Origin of the sequence: Rheinheimera baltica (assembly GCF_030731985.1) — a bacterium.
Lineage (GTDB): Bacteria > Pseudomonadota > Gammaproteobacteria > Enterobacterales > Alteromonadaceae > Alishewanella > Alishewanella baltica.
This window is the reverse complement of record NZ_JAPJDY010000003.1, coordinates 382982-408293: the sequence shown is the minus strand read 5'-3', so window position 1 is coordinate 408293 and position 25312 is coordinate 382982. Positions and strand designations below refer to the sequence as shown.

Annotated in this window: 24 protein-coding genes; 14 read left to right on the top strand and 10 right to left on the bottom strand. The window is 46.6% G+C overall.

Annotated features, from left to right (window positions below; genetic code table 11):
• Positions 1-3: 3 nt before the first annotated feature.
• Entirely contained in the window at positions 4-975 is a 972-nt protein-coding gene (locus ORJ00_RS07285) for a calcium/sodium antiporter (RefSeq protein ID WP_305976579.1), read from the bottom strand.
• 135 nt (positions 976-1110) lie between these two features.
• Here ORJ00_RS07285 and ORJ00_RS07280 point away from each other — a divergent pair, with 135 nt between their 5' ends.
• Positions 1111-1299 (top strand): hypothetical protein, encoded by a 189-nt coding sequence (locus ORJ00_RS07280; RefSeq protein WP_027669890.1) that lies wholly within the window; start codon positions 1111-1113, stop codon positions 1297-1299.
• Here ORJ00_RS07280 and ORJ00_RS07275 read toward each other — a convergent pair.
• Positions 1296-2117 carry a M90 family metallopeptidase gene (locus ORJ00_RS07275; RefSeq protein WP_306126245.1) on the bottom strand — a complete coding sequence of 274 codons (822 nt, stop codon included), beginning with the start codon at positions 2115-2117 and terminating at the stop codon, positions 1296-1298. The genes ORJ00_RS07280 and ORJ00_RS07275 overlap by 4 nt on opposite strands.
• Before the next feature lie 175 nt (positions 2118-2292).
• Here ORJ00_RS07275 and ORJ00_RS07270 point away from each other — a divergent pair, with 175 nt between their 5' ends.
• Positions 2293-2754, top strand: a complete 462-nt coding sequence (locus ORJ00_RS07270) for a tellurite resistance TerB family protein (protein WP_306139403.1) — start codon at positions 2293-2295, stop codon at positions 2752-2754.
• A gap of 57 nt (positions 2755-2811) precedes the next feature.
• Here ORJ00_RS07270 and ORJ00_RS07265 read toward each other — a convergent pair whose 3' ends face one another.
• The 3 genes from ORJ00_RS07265 to ORJ00_RS07255 form a co-directional block, all read right to left on the bottom strand.
• Positions 2812-3117 carry a hypothetical protein gene (locus ORJ00_RS07265; RefSeq protein ID WP_305976581.1) on the bottom strand — a complete coding sequence of 102 codons (306 nt, stop codon included), beginning with the start codon at positions 3115-3117 and terminating at the stop codon, positions 2812-2814.
• 348 nt (positions 3118-3465) lie between these two features.
• Complete coding sequence (locus ORJ00_RS07260; RefSeq protein WP_306139402.1) at positions 3466-4644, bottom strand: ABC transporter permease; 1179 nt, start codon at positions 4642-4644, stop codon at positions 3466-3468.
• Positions 4641-5570 carry an ABC transporter ATP-binding protein gene (locus tag ORJ00_RS07255; RefSeq protein WP_027669895.1) on the bottom strand — a complete coding sequence of 310 codons (930 nt, stop codon included), beginning with the start codon at positions 5568-5570 and terminating at the stop codon, positions 4641-4643. The genes ORJ00_RS07260 and ORJ00_RS07255 overlap by 4 nt, the downstream gene beginning before the upstream one ends.
• A gap of 360 nt (positions 5571-5930) precedes the next feature.
• Here ORJ00_RS07255 and ORJ00_RS07250 point away from each other — a divergent pair, with 360 nt between their 5' ends.
• Genes ORJ00_RS07250 through ORJ00_RS07240 form a run of 3 tightly spaced genes read left to right on the top strand, consistent with a single transcriptional unit; the run spans position 5931 to position 9507 of the window.
• Entirely contained in the window at positions 5931-8267 is a 2337-nt protein-coding gene (locus ORJ00_RS07250; protein ID WP_306139401.1) for a putative bifunctional diguanylate cyclase/phosphodiesterase, read from the top strand.
• Positions 8264-9097 (top strand): DUF3034 family protein, encoded by an 834-nt coding sequence (locus ORJ00_RS07245; RefSeq protein ID WP_306139400.1) that lies wholly within the window; start codon positions 8264-8266, stop codon positions 9095-9097. Before ORJ00_RS07250 ends, ORJ00_RS07245 begins: the two co-directional genes overlap by 4 nt.
• Positions 9097-9507 (top strand): group I truncated hemoglobin, encoded by a 411-nt coding sequence (locus ORJ00_RS07240; protein ID WP_306126239.1) that lies wholly within the window; start codon positions 9097-9099, stop codon positions 9505-9507. Before ORJ00_RS07245 ends, ORJ00_RS07240 begins: the two co-directional genes overlap by 1 nt.
• A 10-nt stretch (positions 9508-9517) precedes the next feature.
• On the opposite strand, the gene ORJ00_RS07235 is transcribed toward ORJ00_RS07240, so the two are convergent.
• Positions 9518-9742 (bottom strand): DUF2798 domain-containing protein, encoded by a 225-nt coding sequence (locus ORJ00_RS07235; RefSeq protein ID WP_027669898.1) that lies wholly within the window; start codon positions 9740-9742, stop codon positions 9518-9520.
• Positions 9743-9882: 140 nt separating this feature from the next.
• On the opposite strand from ORJ00_RS07235, the gene ORJ00_RS07230 reads away from it, so the two are divergent.
• Both ORJ00_RS07230 and ORJ00_RS07225 read left to right on the top strand, forming a co-directional pair.
• Positions 9883-10845, top strand: a complete 963-nt coding sequence (locus ORJ00_RS07230; RefSeq protein ID WP_306139399.1) for a D-2-hydroxyacid dehydrogenase — start codon at positions 9883-9885, stop codon at positions 10843-10845.
• Positions 10846-10948: 103 nt separating this feature from the next.
• Positions 10949-12931, top strand: coding sequence for a tetratricopeptide repeat protein (locus ORJ00_RS07225; RefSeq protein WP_306139398.1), 1983 nt, complete (start codon positions 10949-10951; stop codon positions 12929-12931).
• A 1-nt stretch (position 12932) separates the two neighbouring features.
• Here ORJ00_RS07225 and ORJ00_RS07220 read toward each other — a convergent pair whose 3' ends face one another.
• Positions 12933-13778 (bottom strand): RluA family pseudouridine synthase, encoded by an 846-nt coding sequence (locus tag ORJ00_RS07220; protein ID WP_027669900.1) that lies wholly within the window; start codon positions 13776-13778, stop codon positions 12933-12935.
• An 85-nt stretch (positions 13779-13863) separates the two neighbouring features.
• Between ORJ00_RS07220 and ORJ00_RS07215 the strand changes: the two genes are divergently transcribed.
• Positions 13864-14517, top strand: coding sequence for a choice-of-anchor H family protein (locus tag ORJ00_RS07215; protein ID WP_305976588.1), 654 nt, complete (start codon positions 13864-13866; stop codon positions 14515-14517).
• Complete coding sequence (locus ORJ00_RS07210; protein WP_306139396.1) at positions 14514-15437, top strand: hypothetical protein; 924 nt, start codon at positions 14514-14516, stop codon at positions 15435-15437. Before ORJ00_RS07215 ends, ORJ00_RS07210 begins: the two co-directional genes overlap by 4 nt.
• On the opposite strand, the gene ORJ00_RS07205 is transcribed toward ORJ00_RS07210, so the two are convergent.
• Together ORJ00_RS07205 and ORJ00_RS07200 are read right to left on the bottom strand one after the other, a co-directional pair.
• Entirely contained in the window at positions 15429-16484 is a 1056-nt protein-coding gene (locus ORJ00_RS07205; RefSeq protein ID WP_306139395.1) for a cache domain-containing protein, read from the bottom strand. The genes ORJ00_RS07210 and ORJ00_RS07205 overlap by 9 nt on opposite strands.
• Before the next feature lie 104 nt (positions 16485-16588).
• Positions 16589-17980, bottom strand: a complete 1392-nt coding sequence (locus ORJ00_RS07200; protein WP_306126233.1) for a PhoH family protein — start codon at positions 17978-17980, stop codon at positions 16589-16591.
• A gap of 242 nt (positions 17981-18222) precedes the next feature.
• Between ORJ00_RS07200 and rapA the strand changes: the two genes are divergently transcribed.
• The 5 genes from rapA (at position 18223) to ORJ00_RS07175 (ending at position 24435) form a co-directional block, all read left to right on the top strand.
• A complete protein-coding gene (gene rapA, locus ORJ00_RS07195; protein ID WP_306126232.1) occupies positions 18223-21135 on the top strand; it encodes an RNA polymerase-associated protein RapA in 2913 nt (970 codons plus the stop codon).
• Between the two features lie 2 nt (positions 21136-21137).
• Positions 21138-21791, top strand: coding sequence for a pseudouridine synthase (locus ORJ00_RS07190; protein WP_306126231.1), 654 nt, complete (start codon positions 21138-21140; stop codon positions 21789-21791).
• A gap of 165 nt (positions 21792-21956) precedes the next feature.
• Entirely contained in the window at positions 21957-23045 is a 1089-nt protein-coding gene (locus tag ORJ00_RS07185; RefSeq protein ID WP_306126230.1) for an OmpA family protein, read from the top strand.
• A 186-nt stretch (positions 23046-23231) separates the two neighbouring features.
• Positions 23232-23603: a hypothetical protein gene (locus ORJ00_RS07180; protein ID WP_306126229.1), complete on the top strand. Its 372-nt coding sequence runs from the start codon at positions 23232-23234 to the stop codon at positions 23601-23603.
• 52 nt (positions 23604-23655) lie between these two features.
• The gene (locus ORJ00_RS07175; protein ID WP_305976593.1) at positions 23656-24435 is read left to right on the top strand and encodes a DUF3530 family protein; all 780 of its coding nucleotides are present in this window, start codon (positions 23656-23658) and stop codon (positions 24433-24435) included.
• A 1-nt stretch (position 24436) separates the two neighbouring features.
• On the opposite strand, the gene djlA is transcribed toward ORJ00_RS07175, so the two are convergent.
• Positions 24437-25240 carry a co-chaperone DjlA gene (gene djlA / locus ORJ00_RS07170; protein WP_306126228.1) on the bottom strand — a complete coding sequence of 268 codons (804 nt, stop codon included), beginning with the start codon at positions 25238-25240 and terminating at the stop codon, positions 24437-24439.
• Positions 25241-25312 lie beyond the last annotated feature (72 nt).

Below are 25312 nucleotides of genomic sequence, written 5' to 3'. Positions count from 1 at the left end.
GTATCATGCGATAACCGTACTCACCAGATAACCGGTATAGCCCACAAATACGGCTAATAGCGCAGCACCTTCGAGCCGGTTGATGCGTCCTTGTTTTTTATAGCCATACCCCATTATAAATACCGCTGCGGTTAACACCGCCATAAGAGTCCAGTCGCGGGTTAATACCACTGCATCTACTGCCATAGGTTCTATTGCCGCCGCAATGCCCACTACCGCCAGCGTATTGAACAGGTTAGAACCAATAACATTACCCAGTGCAATATCGTGCTCACCCTTTTTAATGGCAATTAACGACGATGCCAGCTCGGGTAAGGAGGTACCAATAGCCACTACTGTTAAGCCGATAACTAAGTCGCTAACCCCTAAGCTTTGAGCAATAAATACAGCGCCATAAACCAAAAAGCGTGAAGCAACAATTAACAACACTAACCCCACCAACAACCAGATAATGGCCTGTTTTAACGTCATGGCGTTAGTGTCTTGCAGCTCGTTGTTTACCCCGCTGGCCATGGCGTCTTGCGGGTTGCGCATACCCTGCCACACCGACCAGCTCATCAGCACCACAAAAACTGCAAATAAACACCAGGCATCAAGCCGGCTTAGCTGATGGTCGAATAACTGCCAGCCAGCAAATAAAGTGACCAACATTAAAATAGGTAGCTCTTTGCGTAACACTTGTGAGTTCACTGCAATGGGGCTAATTAAAGCCACTAACCCCAGAATAAGGGCGATATTGGTAATGTTTGAACCGTAGGCATTACCCAGTGCCAGCGCCGGGTTACCATCGGCAGACGCCATGGCTGACACCACCATTTCTGGTGCTGAGGTACCAAAACCGACAATTAGCATACCAATTAATAGCGGCGGCATACCCGCATACCGGGCTGTTGCGGCTGCGCCATCCACAAACTTGTCTGCACTCCATACCAGCAGGGCTAAACCTGCGACTACAGCCAACACTGCCAATAACATTTTGGGGTTCCTTAACGGGATTAAATTGCAAGCAGCATAGCATGCAGCCGTAATAGCGCACAGCTAAGCAAAGTGCTTTTTGAAACTAAAGTTAAAACACGTTAAGCTGCGCCAATATTGCTATCGGAGCACCTTATGACCACCCTAATTACCATTTTGGCCTTGCTGTTTGCTGCGTTGTTTATTTTAGTCACGCTGGCAGAAAAATATGGCAGCCGTGACACAGAAAAAACGGCCAAACTCAGCCGCTATATTATTCCGCTAATGATTGCCCTGGTAGCCGCACAAGTCATAAAGTTTGTGTTTTTTCCTGACGGATTTTAAGCCCAACTTAACGGGTTAAGCCGGTAGAACTGGCTTAATTGTTGATACAGCTTTGGGTGTAAACTCGATAATTGCTGCGGCTGTTCAAAAAATACCTCACTGATCACCGCAAAAAACTCAGCAGGATTAGTCGCCCCATAGTGATCAAATAAGCTGTGCTGGCGGCCTTGTGCCTGCAGTTGCAAGCGATTAAATTCTTCTGCCATCACGCCAGACCATTGCTTATAATCGCTGCTTCGCTCCAGCAAGGGTGCGCCATTGGCAACCCCTTTTTCCTGATCCAGCTGATGAGCAAATTCATGGATCACCACATTGCGGCCATCATCCGGGGTAGCGGCACCATCCAGCGTATCAGCCCAACTTAAAATTACTTTGCCCAAGCCCCAGGACTCACCCGACAACACCCTACGCTGCTCGTGCATTACACCGGCAGCATCTGCTTGCTGACCGCTAACAACAAACGCCGACGGATACAGCAAAATTTGTTTTAACTTTGGGTAATAATAATTAGGCCGGTTTAACAGTAGCAAGCACGCCTGCGCTGCTATGGTGACACGCATTTCATCGGTTACCGTTAAGCCGTCGCAGCCAATAAACTGTTTTTCGGCCATAAACACTTGAATATGCTTTTTCAGTTGCAGCTGTAAATCGGCCGGTAGTACGCGAAAGTAAGGCAGGCGCCGTTTTAGCGTATCTCGCCATGCTGCTGGAAACGGCTTAGCCATGACCTTTTTTCGGTTGTAGCGCTGTAAATAGGGAGCAGATAACACCCAAGCGATGATCGCTGCGCCCAGTAACAGGGTAATAAAGATAGCCAAGCTTCACCTCGTGCCTTAACAACAGTATGCTGCAAACAATATGCTACAAACTCAATGCGGTGTGCCCGGCGTTTTTTCAAGCAAGCCGCAAACAAGATTGAATAACACCAGAGAACAGCTCAGAACTTTGCTGCCCTACCGTGCTCTAACACGGGTAATCAATAAAGGATGTTTAATGTTTCAATTATTTAAAACGCTACTGGATAAAGTAAACGACGGTTTGGCCGCTGCGCCAGCCAGTAAACTAAGCTATGGCCTGAGCGAACCCGAGCTGGCCTGTGTATCATTAATGCTGATGGTGGCGCATGCCGATTTTAGCCGCGACGATGAAGAGCAAGCGTTAGCGCAAGAGTATGTAAAACGAGAATTCTTATTATCAGACACTGACGCCAAAGCGGTGGTGGCTTTGGCCGATAAGCAGGCATCAGATGCCATTTCGCTGCACCAGTTTACCGCCCAGTTAAAGCAGCTAAGCTACGAAGCAAGGTTGGCATTGCTGGATAGCTTATGGCAACAGGCTTATGCCGACGGTGTACTGGACCCGAACGAAGAAGCCATGCTGCGTAAAATTGCCGATTTATTGTTTATTCGCCATGGTGATTATATTCAAGCCAAACTGGCGGTTTGCGGTAGCTGATAATAACTCAGCCACAAGCTCAACTATCCAACAGCGAACAAGGGGTTCGCTGCGGAGTTAATCTTCACGCTTATGCAGCACTTCACCTTCAATAGTTTGCTGCTCAGACGCAGACTCACGGTACTGCCCCTGCGCACCTTGCTGACGTTGCTGCCAGGCTTTAATTTTGCTGCGATGACGAAACAGTAAAATAGGAATTAAAATCCAACTAAGCAGCAACATAAACACCAGTATTGCTGCGCCAGCTAATAGCATTAAGCCCAAAATTAACCACGCCAGCAATCGCTGCAACGGGCCAGCGCTTTGACGTCTGGCAAAATGTTGCTGCCATTGGCTACTTTGCTGTTTAAAAGATGAAAACATATCGACCTCAAGTTAGGTTACCGTCGGGGCGTTGCCTATCGCACGGCAATCGCAAACTCACGTCTGATAACAAAGCATATACTAATGACGCTGAGTACAGGCTGAACCCGACGCTAACTGCCGGGCGGTACAGCATTAGTATGGGCGACAGGCAACAAGTTCAATATTTACCGGGTAAATTAGGCGTAATGCTAAACCGTCAAACAGCACCGGTTTGCCTTAAACTAACCGCTGAAGCCCTGGATGGGCTGAAACGAGCCCCCAGGGATGGGTTTACGGCGTGTTAGTGTAGACAAACCGATGACAAGTTAAACCTTAACTGACTGGTATTAGCTAAGTTGCCGCGCTTTACTCCGTTTTATTACTCAGCGCCCAGCGCACTATTTCACCCCACGATGGCTCTTTGCCATACATTTGCATGCCACGCAAAAACACCCGGCCAGCCACCCGGCGCATCCAATATACGGTTGCCAGTAATAACAGTACCGACAGCACTGGCTGCCACCAGGGTACCGTAACCATCGCCATTTTTACCGGCATAGCGGCGAACGATGTTAGTGGAATAAAGCTAAGCAGTGTCATGCCCCAACCCGCTGGGCTGTCTATCACTAAAAACGTAAACACCATAGGTAACCAGGTAATCATCATTACGGCACTTTTACCGCTGTTGTTTGGGTCGTCAATAGAGGCGGCTATCGCGCCCATAAAACTGGCGCACAGCACAATGCCTAACAAAGCAAAAGGAATTAACCATAGCACCACACTGATAGTAAGCCAGCTTAAATCTACCGCTTTTTTGGCAAAAACACTGACCACAGTATAAACCAATAACATAACCAAACCCGATGTCAGCATAGCTTTTAACGCACTAAAACTGTGCCCCAACACTTTGCCATCCATCCACTGCTGCGGGGTAACAATGGCGGTTAACTGCTCGGTGACACGCTGCTGCTTCTCGCCGGTAATGCTCGTTAGTACCTGGCCAAAAGCGGTCGTTAAGCCAACAAACAGCAGTATCAATGCGCCCATTGCTATCATTTTTTCTGGCGTATCTTTACCTTTATAACTTTCATCCAGATAGCGTGTACTTATGGTTACCGGTTGCTCAAGCTGGTTTAGTTGCTCAGCATTTAGTCCCATTTTTTCCGCTGTTTGCTGTCGGTAATGTTGCTGCAATACACTCTCTAGTTGTGTCAGCCACTTTTTGCCGGTAAGGGTATGAACGATTAATTGGCCCTGATCTTCAGTGACGACTGCATGCCAGGAATCGTCAGTACGCATTTGCGCCAACTGGTCGGCAACGTTAATGCTGGGGCGCTGAAACTGGAATTGCTCTGTGTTGGCCAGCGTCAGCTCAACCGGCACAGCGATACGGTAGGTTTGCCGGCTTTCATCAGTAAAATAACTCCACAACGCGATGGCGCCCATCACGCAAATCATCAGCAAATACGATATCAGCTGCTGCTTCCACTTAAAAAAGCGTAAAAACTCCCAGTGCGCCACAATTAAACTTTGACGAGAAATCATGCCGCTACCTCCGGTTGCTGTTTTGTCATGGCCGCCAAATACAATTGATGTAAATCAGCGGTTTGCATTTCTACTTGCGTTAACTCGGCTAATGGCATCAATTGTTTTAAACAATCCGCTACCCCTACTTCATCAGCTAACGTCAACATAAAGTGGTTTGCCTGCAACGGCTCTACGCCATTAATGGCTGGAAGTTGCTGCAATTGCGACACGGTAACACTGCTGTTAAAGCCCACTTTCATCTGCCGCAACGGCTGACTTTGTTGTTGAATTTGTTGCAAGGTACCGGCTAACACCACCTGCCCTTGTGCCATTAACAACATATGGTCTGCCAGTTTTTCTACCATCGCCATCTGATGCGCGCTTAGAATAACGGTCATACCTTTGGCTTTAAGTTGTTGTAAAAACAACACCACTTTTTCCTGGTTTATGGGGTCCAGTCCGGAAAAAGGCTCATCAAGAATTACCAGCGCCGGTTGGTGCAATACCGCAGCAATGAGCTGTACCTTTTGCTGATTACCTTTAGACAGTTGTTTGAGTTCGTCATGCCGCCGTTCGGTTAAGTCAAAAACCGCCAGCCAATGTGCCATCTCTTGCATCGCACTGGCTTTACTTAAGCCATGCAACCGCGCCAGATACAGCAGGTTTTTCTCAATACTTTTATCCGGATACAAACCTCGATCTTCTGGCAAATACCCTAATAGCCTTCTGGGAACATGATCGAAGTGTTGCTGCTGATAGCTCACCATAATGCTGCCACTATCCGGCTGTGTCATGCCCACCAGCATACGAATAATGGAACTTTTACCTGCTCCATTTGGGCCCAGCAGGGCAAATATTTCACCACTGTTTATTTGAAAGCTAACGTGTTTCACCGCCTGCACAGACGCATAAGCTTTACTGATGGCGGTTACGATAAGTTGCATAGTCAATCCTGTTGTCAGGCAGCGAAAACGCCACCAGTATCCCTATGTAAAGACTAGAAGCTTATCATTGCCGAAGACTCTGGGGCTAACAGCAATTTGTTAGTAAATATGTAAAAAGCCTAGTTAAATTGATCTAGATACAGAGCAAGTAATAAAGCGAATTGATATCTGCGGCGTTAATGGAAATCGCCTTGTCTCATCGTGTACGGTGTATAACGGTTTGCATTTGAGCCAACTCTGAGTTATTGCTATTGTTAAGAAAATTGCCGAAGCGGTCTTTTGCATTATGCCTCGTTTTTTAAGTAAGGCGCCATTCTCCAACGCTCAGCTAGGGTGTTATAAGCCTGGCGTTAGCAACCTATGATGATATTCCGGTCTCTGCGCACCAAACTCATCCTCGTTATGTTGCTTCTACTGAGTTTACTGGCTACGGCTACCGGCCTTGCCACACTTAGCACAATGAAGCGTGACAGCGAAGCCCAGGCCAGGCAAATTCTTAGCGTCGCCAGCAAGGTGTTAAAAGAAGCGTTAAACAACCGGGCCCAACAACTTAGCAGCAGTGTGCGTATATTGGCTGCAGACTTTGGTTTTCGCCGCGCTGTTGCTACTGCTGAGCAAGAAACTATCGAATCTGTTCTTGCTAACCATGGTAGCCGCATTAACGCCAAACTCATGCTATTACTGGATACCGATGGTAGTTTACTCGCCAGTTCAGCTGCGGGCATAGTCGCAACCGATATTGCGCCGCTGTTTAGTCAAACTCTGGGCAACAGCACTGTACCGGTAGCCGATATCATTCATTTAGCGGACCAGCCTTACCAACTTGTATTAGCGCCGGTTAACGCGCCAGCTCTTATTGCCTGGGTTGGCATGGCATTTCCATTGGACACGCCGCTGGCAGAGCAAATCCAGGGAGTTACCGGGCTTGATATCAGCTTTGTCGGCGCTCAGCAACAACACTACACCTTGTTTACGTCCACACTCGACTTAGCTCATCAGCAAAGCTTACCTAACTTACTTCCAACGTTAATGGCGCATACCGGCACCGTGCAGGACGACTTGGAGCAAGACTATATTTCCATGGCAATACCGCTGGATATGCAGCGACAACTTTGGGCAGTGCAACACTTGCCTAATCAACGTTGGCTTAGTAGTTATCAGGAATTTCGCCAACAATTATTAATGATCTTCGGCGCCGCGTTAACGCTATCGTTAATAGTAGGAATTTTATTTGCCAGAAGTATTACCCGACCATTAAATGCACTTAGTCATTTTGCCCAGCGCATCGGCCAGGGTTTTGATGCTGCAGCACCACTAGGTGGCAGTGATGAAGTCGGCTTACTTAGCCGCACCCTAACCACCATGCAGCAAGATATTCGGCAGCGGGAACAACAACTCATTTTTAATACCGAGCACGATACACTTACCGGCTGCTTTAACCGGGCTGCGGTTGAGCGCTTATTGCAACCCTGGCTAGAGCAGCGAGATGGCTGCTTAGTACAGCTTAATATCCAACAATTCAAAAACATTAACGATGTGCTTGGCTTTAGTAATGGCGATAAATTATTGCAGCAACTTGCACAACGTCTACAGCACCTTAGCTCCGCACCAGCCTTACTCGCCCGACTGGGCGGCGACGAGTTTTTACTACTTTATACCGATAATCTGCTGCTTGAGCAGGTGCAAGAGCTGCTGCAACCCTTACTAAACGGCTACTTACTGCAACGTTCAACCATTAATTTAAAACTCACGGCAGGCATTTACAACTTTAGTTGCGGCCAACTTAACGTGAACGACGCATTACGCCGGGTTGATATTGCGCTAGACAATGGCCGCCACACTCCGGACAGTGTTGCCTTTTACCAACAAGGCCAGGATGAAAGCCATCAACGAGAACTGACGTTGATACGCGACTTGCCCAACGCCTTGCAAAGCGGCCAATTTTACGCCGTGTATCAGCCCAAAGTCGACATTAAGCTAAAACAATGCCGCAGTGCCGAAGCGCTTATTCGTTGGCAGCATCCGGAATTTGGCTTTGTGCCACCGGATCAATTTATCAAGTTAGCGGAACACTCTGGCAATATCGGTTTAATTAGTAACTGGATGTTGGAAAAGGTCATTTCGCAAGCAGCTATCTGGTGGCGGGAGAGCATGCCATTGCAATTAGCAGTAAATTTATCGGTGTCCGACTTACTCAACCCGTTACTGGCTGATCAAATATCTCTACTGCTAAAGCAACACCAACTACCAGCAGCTGCTTTAGCGCTTGAGGTTACCGAAAGCGCTGTGATGGAAGATACCGCTTCGGTGATATCACAATTACAACGTTTGCGTTCACTCGGTATTACATTGTCTATTGATGACTTTGGCACGGGTCAGTCATCGTTAGCCTACTTAAAGCAATTACCTGTGCATGAAGTTAAAATTGACCGCGCCTTCGTTAAAGACATTGAACACAATGCCAATGATGCATTAATTGTTAGTGCAACCACGCAGCTGGCGCATAGCCTTGGGCTTACGGTTACGGCTGAAGGGCTGGAAAATCAGGCTGGACTGGCGTATCTGGTAGACTGTGGCTGCGATAAAGTTCAGGGGTACTTTTTTGCCCGACCGCTTAAGCCGGAACAATTTGAACCCTGGCTACAACAATTACCGCAGCAATTGGCTGAAAGCCTTAGTATACAGAGCGTAAAATGAGAGTGACGTTACTTAGCACCTTAGTCGCCTTGTTGTTTAGCGCAGCAAGTAGCGCAGGGAGCAAAATTATTGCCACCGGCGGAGCAACCTCGATTGAAGGCAGTGCTGGCGGCGGTATAGTGCCATGGGCTGTTATAAATGGTTACGCCAGTAGCGGTGAATGGGCAACCAACGTCTTCGCAAGCCAGGTTGGCGTGGATGATTTTACGTTAAATACTTATGGCGCCAGCCTAAGCTACGATAATAACTGGGAATGGTCGGTTGCCAGACAAACATTTAAACTTGATACGCTTGGCGGCGAACTTCGCCAGGACATTTTTGGCGTTAAATATCATATTGCCGGGGAACTGCTATACACTGCACTGCCGCAAATTAGCATAGGCGCGCAATACAAAATTCACCGCGACTTTGCCCTACCCCATGCCGTTGGGGCTCGCAGTGACAGCGGGCTAGACCTTTATTTGGCGGCCAGTAAGGTATTTTTTGATCAAATAGCAGGCCGCAATCTGCTTCTTAATGCCACGCTCCGTGCCACTAAAGCCAACCAAACCGGTTTACTGGGTTTTGGCAGCGCTGACAATAATAACTACCAACTGATGTTTGAAGGCTCAGCCGCCGTGCTACTTAATTACAATGTTGCACTGGGCGCTGAATTTAAACAAAAGCCGAATAAGCTTGGTTTTGCCGCAGAACAGCACTGGCGCGATATTTTTATTGCCTGGTTTATTAACAAACAGCTGTCACTCACCGCCGGCTATGTCGATCTGGGTAAAGTGGCAGGATTTAACAGCCAGCAAGGCTATTACATGTCACTGGAGGGAACCTGGTAATGAAGTGGATATTTATCTTTGTCCTATTAATTTCAGGTTGCAGCCAGCAAATCACTCCCAGCCTGTATCAGCAGCTTGGTGCCGAAGCAGGAATTGAAGCTATTGTGGATGGCTTACTGTACGAAATTGAGCATGATAAACGCATAGTGCATCATTTTGCCGACACGGATATTGCACGATTTCGCCGTTTATTAGCAGAGCAACTGTGTCAGTTAAGCGGTGGACCCTGTGTTTATACTGGCGGTACTATGCAAGAAAGCCATACTGGCTTTAATATCTCATTGGCTGATTATGACGCTTTGGTAGAAGGCTTAATTAGTGTGATGCAACGGCAGAACATCAGTATTGCGGCACAAAACCAGTTGTTGGCATTACTGGCACCAATGTATAAAGATGTTAGTTACCGCTAAATGTTTTTGCTTACTGCCCGGTTAAACGGAAACTCAATTTACGACTAAGTGGGGCAAAGATAAATACCAGCGGAAATGCACAAGCGTGCGCGTAGGCATAGGCTCGAAACCAGGCATAAAAAAATTCTGTAAACCAGCCTAAATTAATAAATGTAAGAATACCCGACATTAAAAAAGCCATAAAACCAGACATAATAAATGCGAATAAAATTGGCTGAAAACGCGCAGGAAACATAATTAAAACTCCGAAGCGATAAGTGTACAAAACCAAATAGCCTAAAACGATGCGACTTTAGCATAAATTACCTGGTACGGTGTTTACGACACGCCAAAGCGCTGTTATAACGCGGCGTTATTCTATTTGCAGGAGCTGTTATGCATAGTATGGTTTTCCTTGATACCGCCTCGATGGGCGACACTGATTTGTCTGCCCTATCTAATACGGCAATTCCCCTTACCTGTTATGACCATACGACAGAACAGCAGGTGGTGCCGCGCTTAGCACAAGCCAGTATCGCCATCGTAAACAAGGTACAGCTTACAGCCGACATGCTATTGCAGCTACCACAACTAAAACTGATCTGTGTAGCGGCAACCGGGGTGAATAATGTTGACCTTGTTGCAGCACAACAGCAGGGGGTTGTCGTTTGTAATGTGCGAGGCTATGCCGACACTGCCGTACCGCAACATGTATTTGCTTTATTGTTACAGCTAAGCAATAAAGTGCAGCAATATCATCAGGCTGTGCGCGTTGGCCATTGGAGCCAAAGCCGTCATTTTTGTTTACTGGATTACCCAATAACAGAGCTGGCCGGCAAAACCTTCGTTGTTATTGGCTACGGCGCTTTAGGCCAAGCCAGTAGTAAGTTAGCCCTGGCTTTTGGCATGAAGGTTATTATTGCAGAGCAACAAAATGCGCCATATTGCCGTGAGGGTCGCGTGCCGTTTGCCGCAGCGTTAGCACAAGCCGATGTTATTTCGCTACACTGCCCGTTGACTCCACTCACCGAGCGCCTGTTCAACCAACAAACCTTTGCCGCCATTAAACCTGGGGCCTTGCTCATCAATACCGCACGTGGCGGCCTGATTGATGAACTGGCATTACATGACGCCCTACAGCATGGAACATTAGGCGGAGCGGCATTAGATGTGCTGACTCAAGAGCCGCCTTTAGCTGACAATCTACTTATTCAGGCCAATCTGCCTAACTTACTGCTTACGCCACATGTCGCCTGGGCAAGCGCGGAGGCACGCCTGCGCATGGTGCAGCAGTTAGCCGACAACATTACGGCGTACACAGAGGGCAATACACAGAACCAAATATGGCCGACAGGTTAAATTCAGGCTACACTGCCGAAAAAAGTACACAGTAAATACTATGCCCTTACCGCTGCTCCTGCTTTTGTTCATTTTGCTTCCTACCGCTAAGGCGGCTGAGCCTTTGCAGGACCGACTAAGTGATGCTTCAGTTAATCCAGAACGGGTTATAAATAAGCTATTAGCCCAACAAGCAAACGAGACATTAACTGCTGAAGATTGGTTGGTCATTAGTGAAGCGCAACTTCGTCTGCGTAATAAAGACGCCGCGATGGATGCGATAACACAAGCATTGAATAAGACAGATGATCCCTATTTACAAGCGCAGGCGTTTTTATTAAAAGCGCAGGTATATGGTATTTTGTACCGAGATACGGTTATCGCAATTACTCAGCTTGAACGTGCTGAAATACTGCTGCGTAACGCAGAGGATCGAGCAAGTTTAGCCCTTTATAGCGACGTGTTGCAAAATTTTGCCCAAGCCTATAATCAGCTAGGTAATATTCCCAAAGCCATACCTTATGCCGAGCAAAGTTTAGCGCTGGCTACAAAGCAACAACAACCCCATGCTGAGTTAAAGGCCCATATCACACTTGGCCGCCTGATGTTGCAGAACAATGCCTTTAGCCAGGCTTACCAACATCTTAACCTGGCGCTAGTGTTGGCGACTCAATTACAAGATAACGACGCGCTAGCGTCTATTCACCTGCGCCTGGGTATGGCTTATCGTAAAATTGAATACCACACTCAGGCATTAGAGCATTTACTTCAAGCTAAAACGCGCTATCAACAGTTAAATAGGCCCTCAAGCTACACCTATACCCTAATTTATATTGCCGAAACCTACCTGGAAGACGACAAAACCGCAGGGGAAGCAGCGAGCTACCTTAACGAAGCGCTGTCATTGGCGCGAGAACAAGAAGATTTATTACGCGTTGGCATAGCTACTCTGGGTTTAGGGCGACTTGCCGTATTACAACAGAATGAAGAGCTTGCTTTAACCCGCTTTAATGATGCACTGCAATTATTCCGACAACAACAAGTACAAACCTATTTTCAGGAAACCGCCATCGCACTAGCTGAATTGCTGTTAAAGCGCCAACAACTTGAGCCGGCGAGCTTGCTGCTATCAGACGCCATGCCGCACATCGAGCAATCAGCAACCTACTTACGCTACAGGTTTCATGATCTCATGGCTAAATTGCTGGCCGCTAAAGGAGAATGGGCAAGCGCATACAGCAACATGCAACAAGCTAATGTCTTGCGCTTTGAACAACAGGCAGAAAAAAGTAAGTTGCAGTTAGATGTGCTTAACCAAGGCTTGCAGCAAGCCCTATCCAGTAGCCAACTGCAGACAGAGCGAGATCGGACAGACCTGATTAATCGTCAACAGCAGCATAATATGTACTGGTTAGTCAGCGCGGTTATATCAATGTTACTAGTCGCACTTGTATTAGCGCTTTGGCTTACTCGACGCGCACTGCAGATTGCAAAGACACAACATCTCTATGAACCGGACTGGCAAAGTTTTTGTCAGCGTGTACAGCCACATGCAAACAAAGCGGCAATAAGCTTGGTGTGCCTAACGCCGCGCAACAGCCAACTAATGAAGTTTCATTTTGGCGAGCAACAACTGCAGCAGAAAGTCCGGCAATTTTTACAGCAACAACCGCCTGGCATTATTTTAACCAGTGGCGTTTATGATGATGTGCTTTGGCTGGCAGTAACTGAAACTGACAAGGTTGTTAAAAGCTTACTGCCCGTATTATTGGCTCAGTTTGGCCAGCTTTTGCCACCAAGCATTACAAATATGGGCATTATTAGCCTGCAGTTGCCGCTACTGCAGCTGCAACACAAACCCTGGTCGACAGCTGAGTTGATGTCGCTACGCGAAGCATTTTGGCTAAGCGCAGCGTTATGTAACCATAAAAACGATAAAAACAGTCTCCATTATATTATGGAGCTACACAGCACTCAGCATGACGCATGCGAGTGGCGCAGTAGCATGTTAAGACAAGATTTACTCAATGCGATTCGGCTTGGCAGTATTGAACTGACATGCAACGACGTCCTGTTAGATTCTACTGCTGCAGATGACCTGCCCTAACTCAAGGCCTGTTTGCTCCTTGTAGCCATAAAGCATTCGGTAATACATAGCTCACGGGTTTGCCCGTTTTAGGGCAAACAAACGCTAAGCTAACAGCCTGAAGCGCAAGACCGGTGAGGTCTTTATTGTCTTTTCCATATTGCGGATCACCCATAACCGGATGCCCTGCCAGCGCAAAGTGACGCCGGATTTGGTGTTTACGCCCACTAATTAAGTCGACATCTAACCAACTCTGTTGGGCTTCGCTGTCAACGAGACGCAGAGAAAAACGGGTTAAGCAGGGTTTGTCATCCAGCGCAAAACGTAACTCGCCTTGTTGCAATAAGCTGGGCGGTAATTGCCCTTTTACCTTGATCAGGTATGTTTTACTGATCTGCCTTGCCGCAATGAGTTTACTAAATGCTGCCGCCGTATGTTTGGTATGCGCGATGATCACAAGTCCACTGGCCTCTCGATCCAGTCGGTGTAATAAAAATACCTGTCGCTTCGAGGAGTAATGCTGTTCAACTGCGCGTAACAGGGACATATGATCACCCCATTCATTACCCTGCGACAGCATACCGGCCGGCTTAAACCAAACACTGTATTGCTGCTGATCACTTATCAATATTGCAGGCTCGCAGCTACGCTGTAGTAAGTCTGCATCATAATGCAGTTGCAACTGCTGCCCCGCTTTTAATGCAGTTTGCGCCCGGCGTAAGCGCTTTTGTGGCTTACCACTTAACAATACCGCGCCTTTGGCCATGGCGTCTTTTAGCCTTCCTTTAGACAGTTCAGGCAATTGCTGGCTGAGTAAGTCAATTGCATTAATGTTGCTCTGTGCCACCACAGTGCGGACCAGTTTCATTGCTTTACACATCCTTTACATTGAAGTTCAGTTAAAATTCATCGCGCCAGTCTGTAATAGTAACAAAGCAAACGGAGATCCTGTTATGAAAAACATCTACCTGGCACTATTAAGTTTCGCATTGTTACTGATGGTTCAAACCGCAAACGCGAACAACAGCGTGACTACTGAGCGGCACAACAGCGCAAAAAAAATCAGCCGTACTGTGGCGAAGCAAACAGAAGCTGCGAATCAGGCGTATCAAAGTCATGTCTGGTTTCACAGTATTGATATCTTTCTCAGTGGCGACATCAATGCCAATGGCTACTACCATAGACTGGAAGTTGAATTTGATGCCGATACCTCGCAGCCCTATCAGCAAGTCTTTGCTGAATTTACCTTGCTACCCACTTATGGTGGAGAACGCGTGTTTTACACCAGCAGTGTATTTGAACTATACCGCGATAGCCCAGATGACTGGCTGGCTATTGATACCGTATTGGAAAATCAATTTAACCCAGACGATTATTTACTTACGGTACGCTTATTCGATGCCAGTACAGGCTATCTGTTGACTGAGATATCTGGCTTTGATAACGCAAACCTGGACTATATTCCATTGGAGGATTACAACCATGACAGCTACCTGCCCCCGCCAACAGTAGAAGTCTCGGCGGGTACAACTGGCATATCAGTGCTGCTGGCATTATGCTTAGTGTTGATTAATCGTTCACGCCAAACGGCTAGCGGAGCAAAATGAGACCCGTGTTGCTATGCTTGTTACTGATTGCGCCGCTATGTATAGCGGCGCCGTTACGTTTGAGTTTACAATCAGAAGCAGAACAGCTGCAGTTCCATTACCGCTTCGACGATAGCGAACGATCTGAAGAACTTATGTTCAGCATCGACAACAGCAGCTTGAATAACCATTTTCGTCAATTTCGGGCATTAAAACCTGCGTTGATGCAGCAGTATCTTTGGCGGGACTTACGTGAGCATGTCGCTAAATATCCCGGCGTTCGTTTGCGACGATTAGCAAGTAAAAACGCATTACGCTATGAGTTAGAAAGCCGCGATAATAGTACATTACTTAAACTGGACACCGAGTTAGCGCAATTGTTAGTTGAGCGCAGAGCCTATTATTTACACCAATACTACTACACAGAGCTAACATTGCCTTGGGGCACAAAGGTGATTATTCCGGATCACCAGCGGCTGATGCAAGATAGCCTGACTGATTTACTGCCAGTAGCAACAGCTTGGCATAAGAAACTCGTAAACATTACCACCCGCCAATCGTTAGCTATGCTAACAAATTGGGTGCAACAAATTCCTTATCAGGATTTAACTGATCGTAATAATTCTGCCGGCGCAAGTTTCAGCCCTCCCCTGCGGCTATTGCAAGAGAATCGAGGTGATTGTGATAGCAAAGCCGTTTTATTGGCCGCAATATTGCGCATGCTCTTACCTGATGTAAAACTCGCGATAATATATCTGCCAAAGCATGCAATGCTGGCAATTCAGTTACCCACTGCGGCAGAAGATATGACGGTCACCATCGAGAACAAGCCCTATTTGTTGGTTGATGCCACAGGCCCGGCTTCATTGGCACCCGGACAAATCAGCACACAATATCGAATGTATACCGAAAGTGGTCAGTTCGGCTATCAGTTACTCTGATGTCTTTCTAACATCGCTTACCCGATCAAACACTTCGTTCCAGCCATACGGGACACGACGCACTCCCTGAGCGCGCCCCTGCGCAAGCCTCTCAATATGCACAAATAACCGGCTTGAAGGAGATAGCGTACGTCGCCGATAACGATATTGCATCACCAGCAAAAACACCCCAAGCAGTAGCGCGTAACTTAACCAATGCCACAGCAATTCTTTTAAACCGGAAGTAAATACATTGGTTTTTTGCTCTAACTGGCCTATTGACCAAGGCATGCTGCTCAAACGCTGAATTTGTAACAGATGTTCATCAATACTTTTCATGGGCTGCTGTAATGAGCTGTTAATCAACTGACCCGATTGATCCAGTAACATAAATACCGCGTCTTGGTGTTGCTGATACAGTGGTGCTAGAAGAGATTCAAGTGAAAGCGCAAAAATAAACCGACCTACTCTATTGTCGTCAACGTATAACGGCAACACAACGGCAACCTGCTGAGGTAAAAACTCAGGGTAAAATACCTGGCCGCGTTCATAGTTTGGCTCAGACATATTATCACGGCGCCATTGCAGCAAATGGTCGGCAACATAATCTGACCACTTCGGCAAACCGTTGTATGCAAACCCCTGTTCTGACACATAATACATACCAACCAGATGCGGCTGTGTTTCCTGCGCCAGTTCAAAATAAGGCTGTAGCCGCAACAGCAACAGCATTTCAGTATTGGTATTACCGGCAGAGTCCATGATAACGCCGACATCCGCTAAGCCATCTTTGAGCTGCAGTATAGGTAAGGTGGTATCGGTTTCCAATGGTGGAATATTGAGCTTTAATAATGCAGCACGTCTTACCGCTTCCATAAAAGCCAGTACCGGGCCAAATTCACTATCAAGTTGATTTCCCACCGCAGCTAATCGCACTTTATTTTGTAATACTGTCGCATCAATACTACGAATATAATGCACTACAGCACCAAAACCAGACAACACTAACAGTAGTAAGATACCTATAACCATGCTTCGGCGGTATTCAATATAGACCGGATTTTTCATGCAACTCCTTTGCACATCTAAACAAAATTGAAGCTAAAACACACTGAAATAGCCTAGTTGAATCGCATCATTAGTCAATAAGGCTATTTATTCAACCTATTTTGTCATAAATTTGTTTCAGCAAAAGAAGCCAGCCTGCTGCGAACCACTCCGTTTAGGTTAATAGTGGTGCTGCCTTCAAAATTTTTAAAACGCTCGACAATATAAGTTAAACCCGACGTCACGGCAGTAAGGTAATTACTGTCAATTTGTGACAAGTTGCCAGAACAAATAAGCTTAGTACCTTCACCACAACGGGTAATAATGGTTTTCAGTTGCGCTGCACTTAAGTTTTGACACTCATCCAATATCACTATGGCATTTTGAATACTGCGCCCGCGCATAAAATTGACTGACTTAAACTGAATATTCGCTTTCTCCATAATGTAGTTAACACTGGCATGCGGATGTTCGTCTGTTTTGTGTAGTACTTCGAGTGAGTCTGTAATAGCAGCAAGCCATGGCGCCATTTTCTCTTCTTCAGTACCGGGTAAAAAACCAATTGATTCGGCAATCTCAGGTGTATTTCGGGTGACAATAACTTTGTCGTACATACCTTTTTCGATCACCAATTCTAACGCGGCCGCTAACGCTATTAGTGTTTTGCCACAACCAGCAGGGCCGGTCAGTACAACTAAATCCATATTGGGGTCGAGTAATGCTTGCATGGCCATCGCTTGGTAAATGTTTTTTGGGTGGATACCCCAGGCATGCCGGTGCATAAGACGTTCATAGCCAAAATCTAAGATTTTGATTTCTTTTTCAGAAATGGCGACGACTTTGCCAGCAAACCCTTCAATCTCGTCTATCAGGTATTCATTAATATAAGCGTTGGGTAGCACACTGCGGTTGACGTAATGATAGGTTTCTCTGTTTTCATTTTCACTGCGGCATTCACCCACCTGGCTCCAAAAGTCGCCCGGAAACTTGTGGTACCCTTTGTATAAAAACCGTACGTCATCAATGAGCTGATCGGTGCGGTAATCTTCAACCAGTTTTAACCCTGCGCCTTTGGCTTTAAGGCGCATATTAATGTCCTTTGTTACCAAAATAACCTTGGTTGGGCTTTTTTCACGCTGCAAATACAGAGCAGTATTAATAATAAGATGGTCATTTTCGCCACCGGGTAAGCCAGGAATTTCATCGGTAATATGGTGGTCGTTAACAATAAACAGATGTCCACCTTGCTTCTGTTCACCTTGTCTGGGCATGGCAACGCCTTGCAGCATTTGTTCAGGAGAGGCATCTTTCAACACATCCTCTAATGCGCGAATAGCAACTCGGGCATCACGGCTGACATCTTTATTGCGATCTTTTATATGATCAAGTTCTTCCAACACCGTCATTGGGATAACAACGTCATGTTCCTGGAAGTTGAGAAAGGCAAAAGGTTCGTGTAGCAGGATATTGGTGTCGAGAACGTAGATTTTCTTGTCTTTAATTTTTCTTCGTGCCATACGGCTCTCCTCTTCGCCCGGCGCAGGTCACTGTACCTGTGCCGTAACATAAGCATAGTGCAACAAGCCAAATTTGCCTGAGTCAACTGTCAAATTCACTGTAACTTCAGGTACTCACACTGTGTCTGGTAGTTATGTCAGCTTAATGACAAAACCCAGCCTGCGATTAAGTGCAAATTGAGATGCAGCCGGCGGTGATTCCTAGTACCATAGCGCCCCCGTTTTAGCTGATAGGGTACACAATGAATTTTGCTCTGGGACAACGCTGGATTAGCGATACAGAATCCGATTTAGGTTTAGGCACGATAGTTGCGCTGGAAGGTCGCCATTTAACCCTTCTCTTTCCGGCCAGTGGCGAAACGCGCCTTTACGCTCAGGCAGAAGCACCATTAACCCGAGTGCAATTTAATATTGGCGACGAAGTTGCCAGTGCTGATGGTTATACCTTGCAAATTAGTGCAATTAAAACGCTGCACGATACCCTGGTGTATTGTGGTACCCGGTTGGATGACCAGAGCTATGTTGAGCTACGCGAAACCTTCCTTGATCACTTTATCAGCTTCAATCAGCCGCAGGACAGGCTGTTTGCCGGCCAAATTGACCGCTTTGATTGGTTTACCTTGCGCTATCAAGCTTGGCAGCACCTGCATCAGCAACAACAAAACCCGCTGCGAGGCCTCTCTGGCCCACGGGTTAGTTTAATACCACATCAATTACACATTGCGAATGAAGTGGCGCAACGGCATGCCCCACGTGTTTTGCTGGCAGATGAAGTAGGCTTGGGTAAAACCATTGAAGCAGGCTTTATTATTCACCAGCAACTGATCAGCGGTCTGGCTAGTCGGGTACTCATTATTGTACCTGACTCGTTGCAACATCAGTGGCTGGTAGAAATGCTGCGACGCTTTAATTTGCATTTTTCTGTATTTGACCAAGAGCGTTGTGAACAATCATTGTTGGATAACCCCAACCCCTTTGACACTGAACAACTGATATTATGCAGTTTGTCCTTTTTGAAAAACCAGCCTCGCTGGCATCAGATGGCGGTTGAAAGTCAGTGGGACTTACTGGTTGTTGATGAAGCACACCACTTACAATGGAGCGAAACGGCACCAAGCGAAGAGTATCAGCGCGTGAGCGCTTTAGCAGCGAATACCGCAGGTTTAATTTTACTAACCGCGACACCGGATCAACTGGGTCACGAAAGCCACTTTGCCCGCTTAAAACTGCTCGACCCAGCACGTTTTCATAGCTACGACGTGTTCCTGAAAGAAGAGCAAGATTACCAACATATTGCTAAGGTCGCAAAACCCCTGTTGGAGCAACGTAGCCTCACAGCAGAAGAGGCCGGGGCGCTTCGTTCAGTGCTGGCTGAAACGGATATTTCTCAGTTGTTGGCGTTAGTAACCAAAGCACAAACAGAACCAGAGCAACATGCTCAAGCCTGCCAGCAATTACTTTCGCAGTTACTTGATCGTCACGGCACTGGACGTATTCTGTTTCGCAATAGTCGCGCCAGCGTTAAAGGCTTCCCACAGCGTTGTGCGAATATGATACCGCTTGCTTTACCTGATCAATATCAAAATGCCTTAAAAGTGCATTTTAGCCTTAACCCGGGTCTTAGCGAGCTTGAGCGTGTAACAGCCAACTTATTTCCAGAGCAAGTATTGCAACAATTAGATGCTAGCAGTACGTGGTGGCAATTTGATCCGCGTGTGGACGAATTACTGGCGTTATTAAAAGCACATAAACACGATAAATTTTTATTAATATGTGCCCGCGCCGAAACCGCTATCGCATTGGAAGAGGCCGTCAGATTGCGTGAGGGTATTCGTGCTGCTGTATTCCATGAGGGTATGACTATCGTGGAACGTGATAAAGCGGCGGCTTATTTTGCACAAGAAGAATATAGCGCTCAATTATTATTGTGTTCAGAAATTGGTAGTGAAGGCCGTAACTTCCAGTTTGCGCATCACCTTGTGCTATTTGATTTACCGCTAAATCCTGATCTATTGGAGCAGCGTATCGGCCGGTTGGACCGCATAGGTCAACGCGAGGATATTCAACTACACCTACCTTTCTTTGCTGACCATAGCCAACAAATACTGCTCGATTGGTATCAACAAGGACTGAATGCCTTGGAGCAAACCTGCCAGACGGGCCGCAGCGCTTACGAGCATTTTGCCAATCAATTGTTACCATTACTTGCAGAGCCAAAGGTAGATAGCCTTGCAGTAACAGCACTGATATCCCAAACGCAACAATGGAATTTAGCGTTAAAACAGACGTTGGAACAAGGTCGGGATCAGTTATTAGAGATCAACTCCGGCGGCGGTTTAGCGGCTCATACCCTGGCAGAAAGCCTCGCCGCGCAAGACGACGATACCGCGCTGCCAATGTTTATGTTTAAAGCGTGGGATATGTTGGGTATTAATCAGGAAGACCGCAGCGATACCAGTATTATACTAACCCATTCCGAACATATGCACTGCGCCAGCTATCCCGGATTGGGGGACGATGGCGTCACCGTCACGTTCGATCGAAGCACCGCGCTAGCTGAAGAAGATGTGCAGCTGCTAAGCTGGGATCACCCAATGGTACGCGGCACCTTAGATATTCTCACTACAGAGCCTCATGGCAGTAGCTCAGTCGCCATCCTGGCCAATAAAGCCTTACCTGTAGGGAGCTATTTGTTAGAGTTTAATTTCATTGTAGAAGCCAGTGCACCGCCGGCTTTACAACTTAACCGCTACTTACCTGCAACACCATTACGGTTGTTAATGGATAAAAATGGTAACAACTTGTCGGGCAACGTTAGTTTCGAACAATTAAATAAACAATTAAAACCCATCGGTAGACAAACGGCTAGCAAGCTGGCGGGAGCTCTGCAGACTCTGGTACACCCGCTGATTGCAAAAGCCACCAGTATCGCTGAAGCTCAGGTAGACGCCATACGGTTAAGTGCCGATCAGCGGGCGCAGCAGGTGCTGCAAGAGCAGCAGCAACGTTTAGTCGCCTTGCGCCAATATAATCCGTCGGTACGCGAGGATGAAATTACCTTATTAGAGAGTCAACAACAGCAACTAACGCACTATATTGCTAAGGCTCGACTGAAACTTGACGCCCTTCGCCTTATTGTTGTGAGCCACGACTAACCATGTTGCTGCATTATGCACCGCCAATGTCGCCTTACCTGGATATCCTGTATCAGGATGATGCCTTGGTGGTGTTTAATAAGCCTAGCGGCTTACTAACTGTTCCGGGTAAAGCGCCGGAGCACAAAGACAGCTTAGAGTTTCGCGCCCGTCTGGTCTGGCCTGGTGTTCGTATAGTACACCGACTGGATATGGCCACCTCTGGTGTTGTTGTGATGGCGCTTACGGCAGATAGCCAGCGAGAGTTAAATCGCCAGTTTCAGCAACGTGAAACGCAAAAACATTATATCGCCTGTGTATCAGGGATAGTGCCAGCAGATTACGGAAGTATTGATTTGCCGTTAATATGTGACTGGCCTAACCGGCCAAAACAAAAAGTATGTTATGAATACGGCAAAGCATCACTCACACACTATGTCGTATTAAATCGTAACACCACCTCAAGTCGTTTAATGTTGATACCAGTAACCGGACGTTCTCATCAATTGCGTGTGCATTTACAATGGTTAGGGCATGCGATCCTGGGCGATAAATTTTATGCCGATTCAGAGGGGTATCTTGGAACGGAACGCTTGCAACTGCATGCCGAAAAACTCACATTCCGCCACCCCAGTACCGCAGAGCTCATCGTCTGCGTTTCACCCTGCCCATTTTAATCACAAATAAATCATACCCATATTAACGCAAGGTTCATGTAATTCGTGTATCATGTGTGCAATATGTTGTTAGCATGCTCAAATCTACTATATATTTAAAATGAAGCGCAGGAGCCACATTGAATAATGTGTTTGCAATGCGAGTATGAGTCTAAGGAGAAATGGATGAAACTTAATAAAACGTTTTTAGCAGTTGCAGCTGCCTTCCCACTGTTTAGTGGCGCAGTTGTAGCCGATGATGTTGCTAGCGCCGCTCAATTAAAAGAGCGCGTATTCGGCTCATTGTTCACCGAATACTACCGGCCAGATGTTGACAAAACATCTTCTTCTGCTTGGAACTATATGGATAATGACTGGGGATATGGCGTAGAAGTAGGCTATTATCTGACAGAACAGTGGGCTTTACGCGCTGAATTTGCCAAACTGAATTTGCAATCTAAATTAGACGGCTCAGACTCTGATGGCAACCGCATTGGTTTTGATGCGATGTTTCATTTAACCCGTTACCCATCAGTCTATTTGGTGGGCGGTTTGATGCGTATGGATGCGGTGCAAAATACTACTGCTGCTAATATTGGTATTGGTTACAAGCATTTCTTTAATCAAAACCTTGCCGTGTACGCTGAAGGTAACCGTTATCAGGGCATCGATGAAACCTATGCTGATGCCGGCTTCAAGTTAGGCCTGACATACCTGTTTGGTACACCTGCCGCAACGCCTACACCAGCGCCTGCGCCTGCGCCAGTAGTAGCACCGGTAGTTAAAGCTGCACCAACTGATGCAGATGCAGACGGCGTAATGGATAGCGCGGATAAGTGTGCAAACACGCCAGCCAACCACAAAGTAGACGCTACGGGTTGTACTATTTATCAGGAAAAAATGGCTTCTGTCGGTGATATTGATATCGAAATCCTTTTCCCATTCGACTCAGCTGTTGTAACAGAAAGCCAGCGTTCTGATGTAGAAAACTTGGGTGCATTTATGCAACGCTTCCCTGAATCGACTGTAATGATTGAAGGTCATGCATCAAATATCGGTAATGCCGCTTACAACATGCGCTTATCTGAACGTCGTGCTAACGCGGTTGCTGAGATGCTGAAGCAAAACTTCAGCATTGCTGAATCACGGATCAGTGCGGTAGGTTATGGTGTTACACGTCCTCGTGTTGAGGGTAGTACTCGTGCTGCTCATAAAGCTAACCAGCGCATTGAAGCTAAAGTAACAGCGAAAATTAAAGAACCCGTATTACGCTAATTACGCGTTTTAGTAAAAAAGCCGCTGTATATCAGCGGCTTTTTGTTTTTTGCTAATAATTGCCAACATTTTGGCTAACCAGATGTAAAGTAGCTGTGCTAGCATAAACGTAGATATGTAGTCGCTGCTGTCTGACGATGGCGGTTTATCGGTTGTGTCGGGCTGCTCTGCAATTCAGCTGAGGAAATGCAGTTAGCGCTAGAACGGTTGGGGTTTATCGTGCTTAAATATCATCATCTGCTTTATGGCGCATTGTTGTTTTCTAGTCTTGCTGTTTCAGCGCAGCAAACCACTTTAGTTTCGCTAAGTGCCAATTCGCACGTGTGCAATGCAGAGAGCGAAATTGCCCGCTTGGCTGAGAATGAACAGTTACAGGAAATGGCGCGGGCCTTGGTCGAGTTTAAAGCGACCAAATATTGTTTCATTTTGCCAGATGCCGCCAATGTCACCATGCTGGATCAGCAGACTGGGTATATTAAATTCGACTACAAGTCCCAAGTTCTGTTTACCTTTAGCAAATACGTCATTGCAACCACCATGGCAGCCAACACTAACTAAAGATAAATACCCGCCGGCCGATAACACTTCATCGGGGTTTAAGGCAGCAATTATGTCCAATAGTATTGTTTACAGCTTGGTTATTGCAGTGTTTATCTACATTACGACTGGCAATGCATACGCTGCATCCACTACAGAGCAAAATTTCACTGCAGATTTACTGCGGCAATTACCTAGTGATGAAATTCTGGAACTTTCTGCATCGCAACAAATCTTTATATCATTGCAGCGGGAAAGAATGACAAGCTACACCAAAGGCACGATAATTTTTCTGCCCGATGCCAGCGAGCATGCCGCAAGCCCTAAACATATAGATATGTTGCGCCAACAACTGACTTATTACGGTTGGTATACCCTTGCATTAATGCCTCCAGCGCTACCTTTGACACTAGAGCAAGACACGCTAACAGATTATCAGCAAATCATTGCCGAACGAATGAGTGCTGCACAACAGCAAGCACAACAACACAGCGGTGCTACCATTGTTATTGCACAAGGCAGCAGTGCTGCCATACTTAATCAACTCTTTGCCACAGCGCGACTGACAGAACCTGCTGCCTTCATTATGCTAGGAGCCTTTCTACCAGACCAAAAACTCAACCAGGACATGGCCAAAGCATTGGCAACACATCATGTGCCTACGTTGGATATCAGCCATGAGCAAGATAACAGTTGGGTTACCAGCCAACTACCTTTGCGTCGTCAACTGGCAAACAAGTATATGAAAGCGGTTTACCGGCAGCGCCTGATTAATGGCTCCGGCTATAGCGACACTTCGCAGCAATGGGTGCTGCAAGAAATCTATGGCTGGCTAAGCTCGGTGGGTTTATAACTCAACGTCGACTGCGCTGCTGCTTTATCAATTCATATGCCGCCTGAATATCCTGAGTTCTGCGCTTAGCAACATCCAACATTTCGGCAGGCACGCCTTGTGCCATCAACTTATCAGGATGATGTTGCGACATGAGCTTTCTATAAGACTTTTTCAATAAAGCATCGTTTATATCTGGGGTTACTCCCAGTAATTGATAAGCGTCAGCCAGCGTATCACGAGGCACCTGTCGGCTGTCGGCGCGGGATGAAAAACGATTTTGTGCCTGATAGGCCTGCAACATTTTATCCAGTTGCAGGGTACTAAAATTAAGGTAACCAGCAACTTGTTGTAATAAACTATATTGTACTGATGTTGATTTCCCATTCACGCAAGCAATGCTCAGCTGAATTTCCAAAAACAACTGCAAGACATCCTTGCGCCGACGGTATAGCTGATAAAATTGCTGCAACTGTTGGCGCAACGGGAAGTTTACAGCTTTACCATCACGAAATGCAGCCTGGGCTTCTTTTTGCTGTTGAGCGCTTAATCCCAACTGCGCCATAAATAGTGACGCTTGTTGAATATGAGCTGAGGTGACAACACCTGTCGCTTTAGCCAGGTGCCCCATAGTGGCAAAAGTGGTATAGCGAAATACGCCCTGCTCATCTACATTGTCGTTAAACAATCCATAAAAACCACCATTTTGCTCAAATTTCTGTTTAAACGCACGGTCAAACCAATGGCCTATTAGTACCCCTAGTAGCAAACCAGGCAGCTTTAATAGCGCCAAACCAAACAAGGCACCAAGAATTTTACCCCACACAGTGTTACCATTTCCCTATTAAATTGCTGTCTGGCCGTGTGACAACACTAGAATGCAATAAAGCCATTACCA

Excerpts from the sequence above, each read along its gene's own strand:
- ORJ00_RS07185 (WP_306126230.1), top strand. The coding sequence starts at position 21,957 with ATGAAACTTAATAAAACGTTTTTAGCAGTTGCAGCTGCCTTCCCACTG.
- ORJ00_RS07205 (WP_306139395.1), bottom strand. The coding sequence starts at position 16,484 with ATGAAAAATCCGGTCTATATTGAATACCGCCGAAGCATGGTTATAGGT.
- ORJ00_RS07250 (WP_306139401.1), top strand. The coding sequence starts at position 5,931 with ATGATGATATTCCGGTCTCTGCGCACCAAACTCATCCTCGTTATGTTG.
- ORJ00_RS07230 (WP_306139399.1), top strand. The coding sequence starts at position 9,883 with ATGCATAGTATGGTTTTCCTTGATACCGCCTCGATGGGCGACACTGAT.
- ORJ00_RS07240 (WP_306126239.1), top strand. The coding sequence starts at position 9,097 with ATGAAGTGGATATTTATCTTTGTCCTATTAATTTCAGGTTGCAGCCAG.
- rapA (WP_306126232.1), top strand. The coding sequence starts at position 18,223 with ATGAATTTTGCTCTGGGACAACGCTGGATTAGCGATACAGAATCCGAT.
- ORJ00_RS07285 (WP_305976579.1), bottom strand. The coding sequence starts at position 975 with ATGTTATTGGCAGTGTTGGCTGTAGTCGCAGGTTTAGCCCTGCTGGTA.
- ORJ00_RS07270 (WP_306139403.1), top strand. The coding sequence starts at position 2,293 with ATGTTTCAATTATTTAAAACGCTACTGGATAAAGTAAACGACGGTTTG.
- ORJ00_RS07245 (WP_306139400.1), top strand. The coding sequence starts at position 8,264 with ATGAGAGTGACGTTACTTAGCACCTTAGTCGCCTTGTTGTTTAGCGCA.
- ORJ00_RS07180 (WP_306126229.1), top strand. The coding sequence starts at position 23,232 with ATGCAGTTAGCGCTAGAACGGTTGGGGTTTATCGTGCTTAAATATCAT.
- ORJ00_RS07220 (WP_027669900.1), bottom strand. The coding sequence starts at position 13,778 with ATGAAACTGGTCCGCACTGTGGTGGCACAGAGCAACATTAATGCAATT.
- ORJ00_RS07210 (WP_306139396.1), top strand. The coding sequence starts at position 14,514 with ATGAGACCCGTGTTGCTATGCTTGTTACTGATTGCGCCGCTATGTATA.
- ORJ00_RS07255 (WP_027669895.1), bottom strand. The coding sequence starts at position 5,570 with ATGCAACTTATCGTAACCGCCATCAGTAAAGCTTATGCGTCTGTGCAG.
- ORJ00_RS07190 (WP_306126231.1), top strand. The coding sequence starts at position 21,138 with ATGTTGCTGCATTATGCACCGCCAATGTCGCCTTACCTGGATATCCTG.
- ORJ00_RS07175 (WP_305976593.1), top strand. The coding sequence starts at position 23,656 with ATGTCCAATAGTATTGTTTACAGCTTGGTTATTGCAGTGTTTATCTAC.
- ORJ00_RS07265 (WP_305976581.1), bottom strand. The coding sequence starts at position 3,117 with ATGTTTTCATCTTTTAAACAGCAAAGTAGCCAATGGCAGCAACATTTT.
- ORJ00_RS07280 (WP_027669890.1), top strand. The coding sequence starts at position 1,111 with ATGACCACCCTAATTACCATTTTGGCCTTGCTGTTTGCTGCGTTGTTT.
- ORJ00_RS07260 (WP_306139402.1), bottom strand. The coding sequence starts at position 4,644 with ATGATTTCTCGTCAAAGTTTAATTGTGGCGCACTGGGAGTTTTTACGC.
- ORJ00_RS07215 (WP_305976588.1), top strand. The coding sequence starts at position 13,864 with ATGAAAAACATCTACCTGGCACTATTAAGTTTCGCATTGTTACTGATG.
- ORJ00_RS07235 (WP_027669898.1), bottom strand. The coding sequence starts at position 9,742 with ATGTTTCCTGCGCGTTTTCAGCCAATTTTATTCGCATTTATTATGTCT.
- ORJ00_RS07200 (WP_306126233.1), bottom strand. The coding sequence starts at position 17,980 with ATGGCACGAAGAAAAATTAAAGACAAGAAAATCTACGTTCTCGACACC.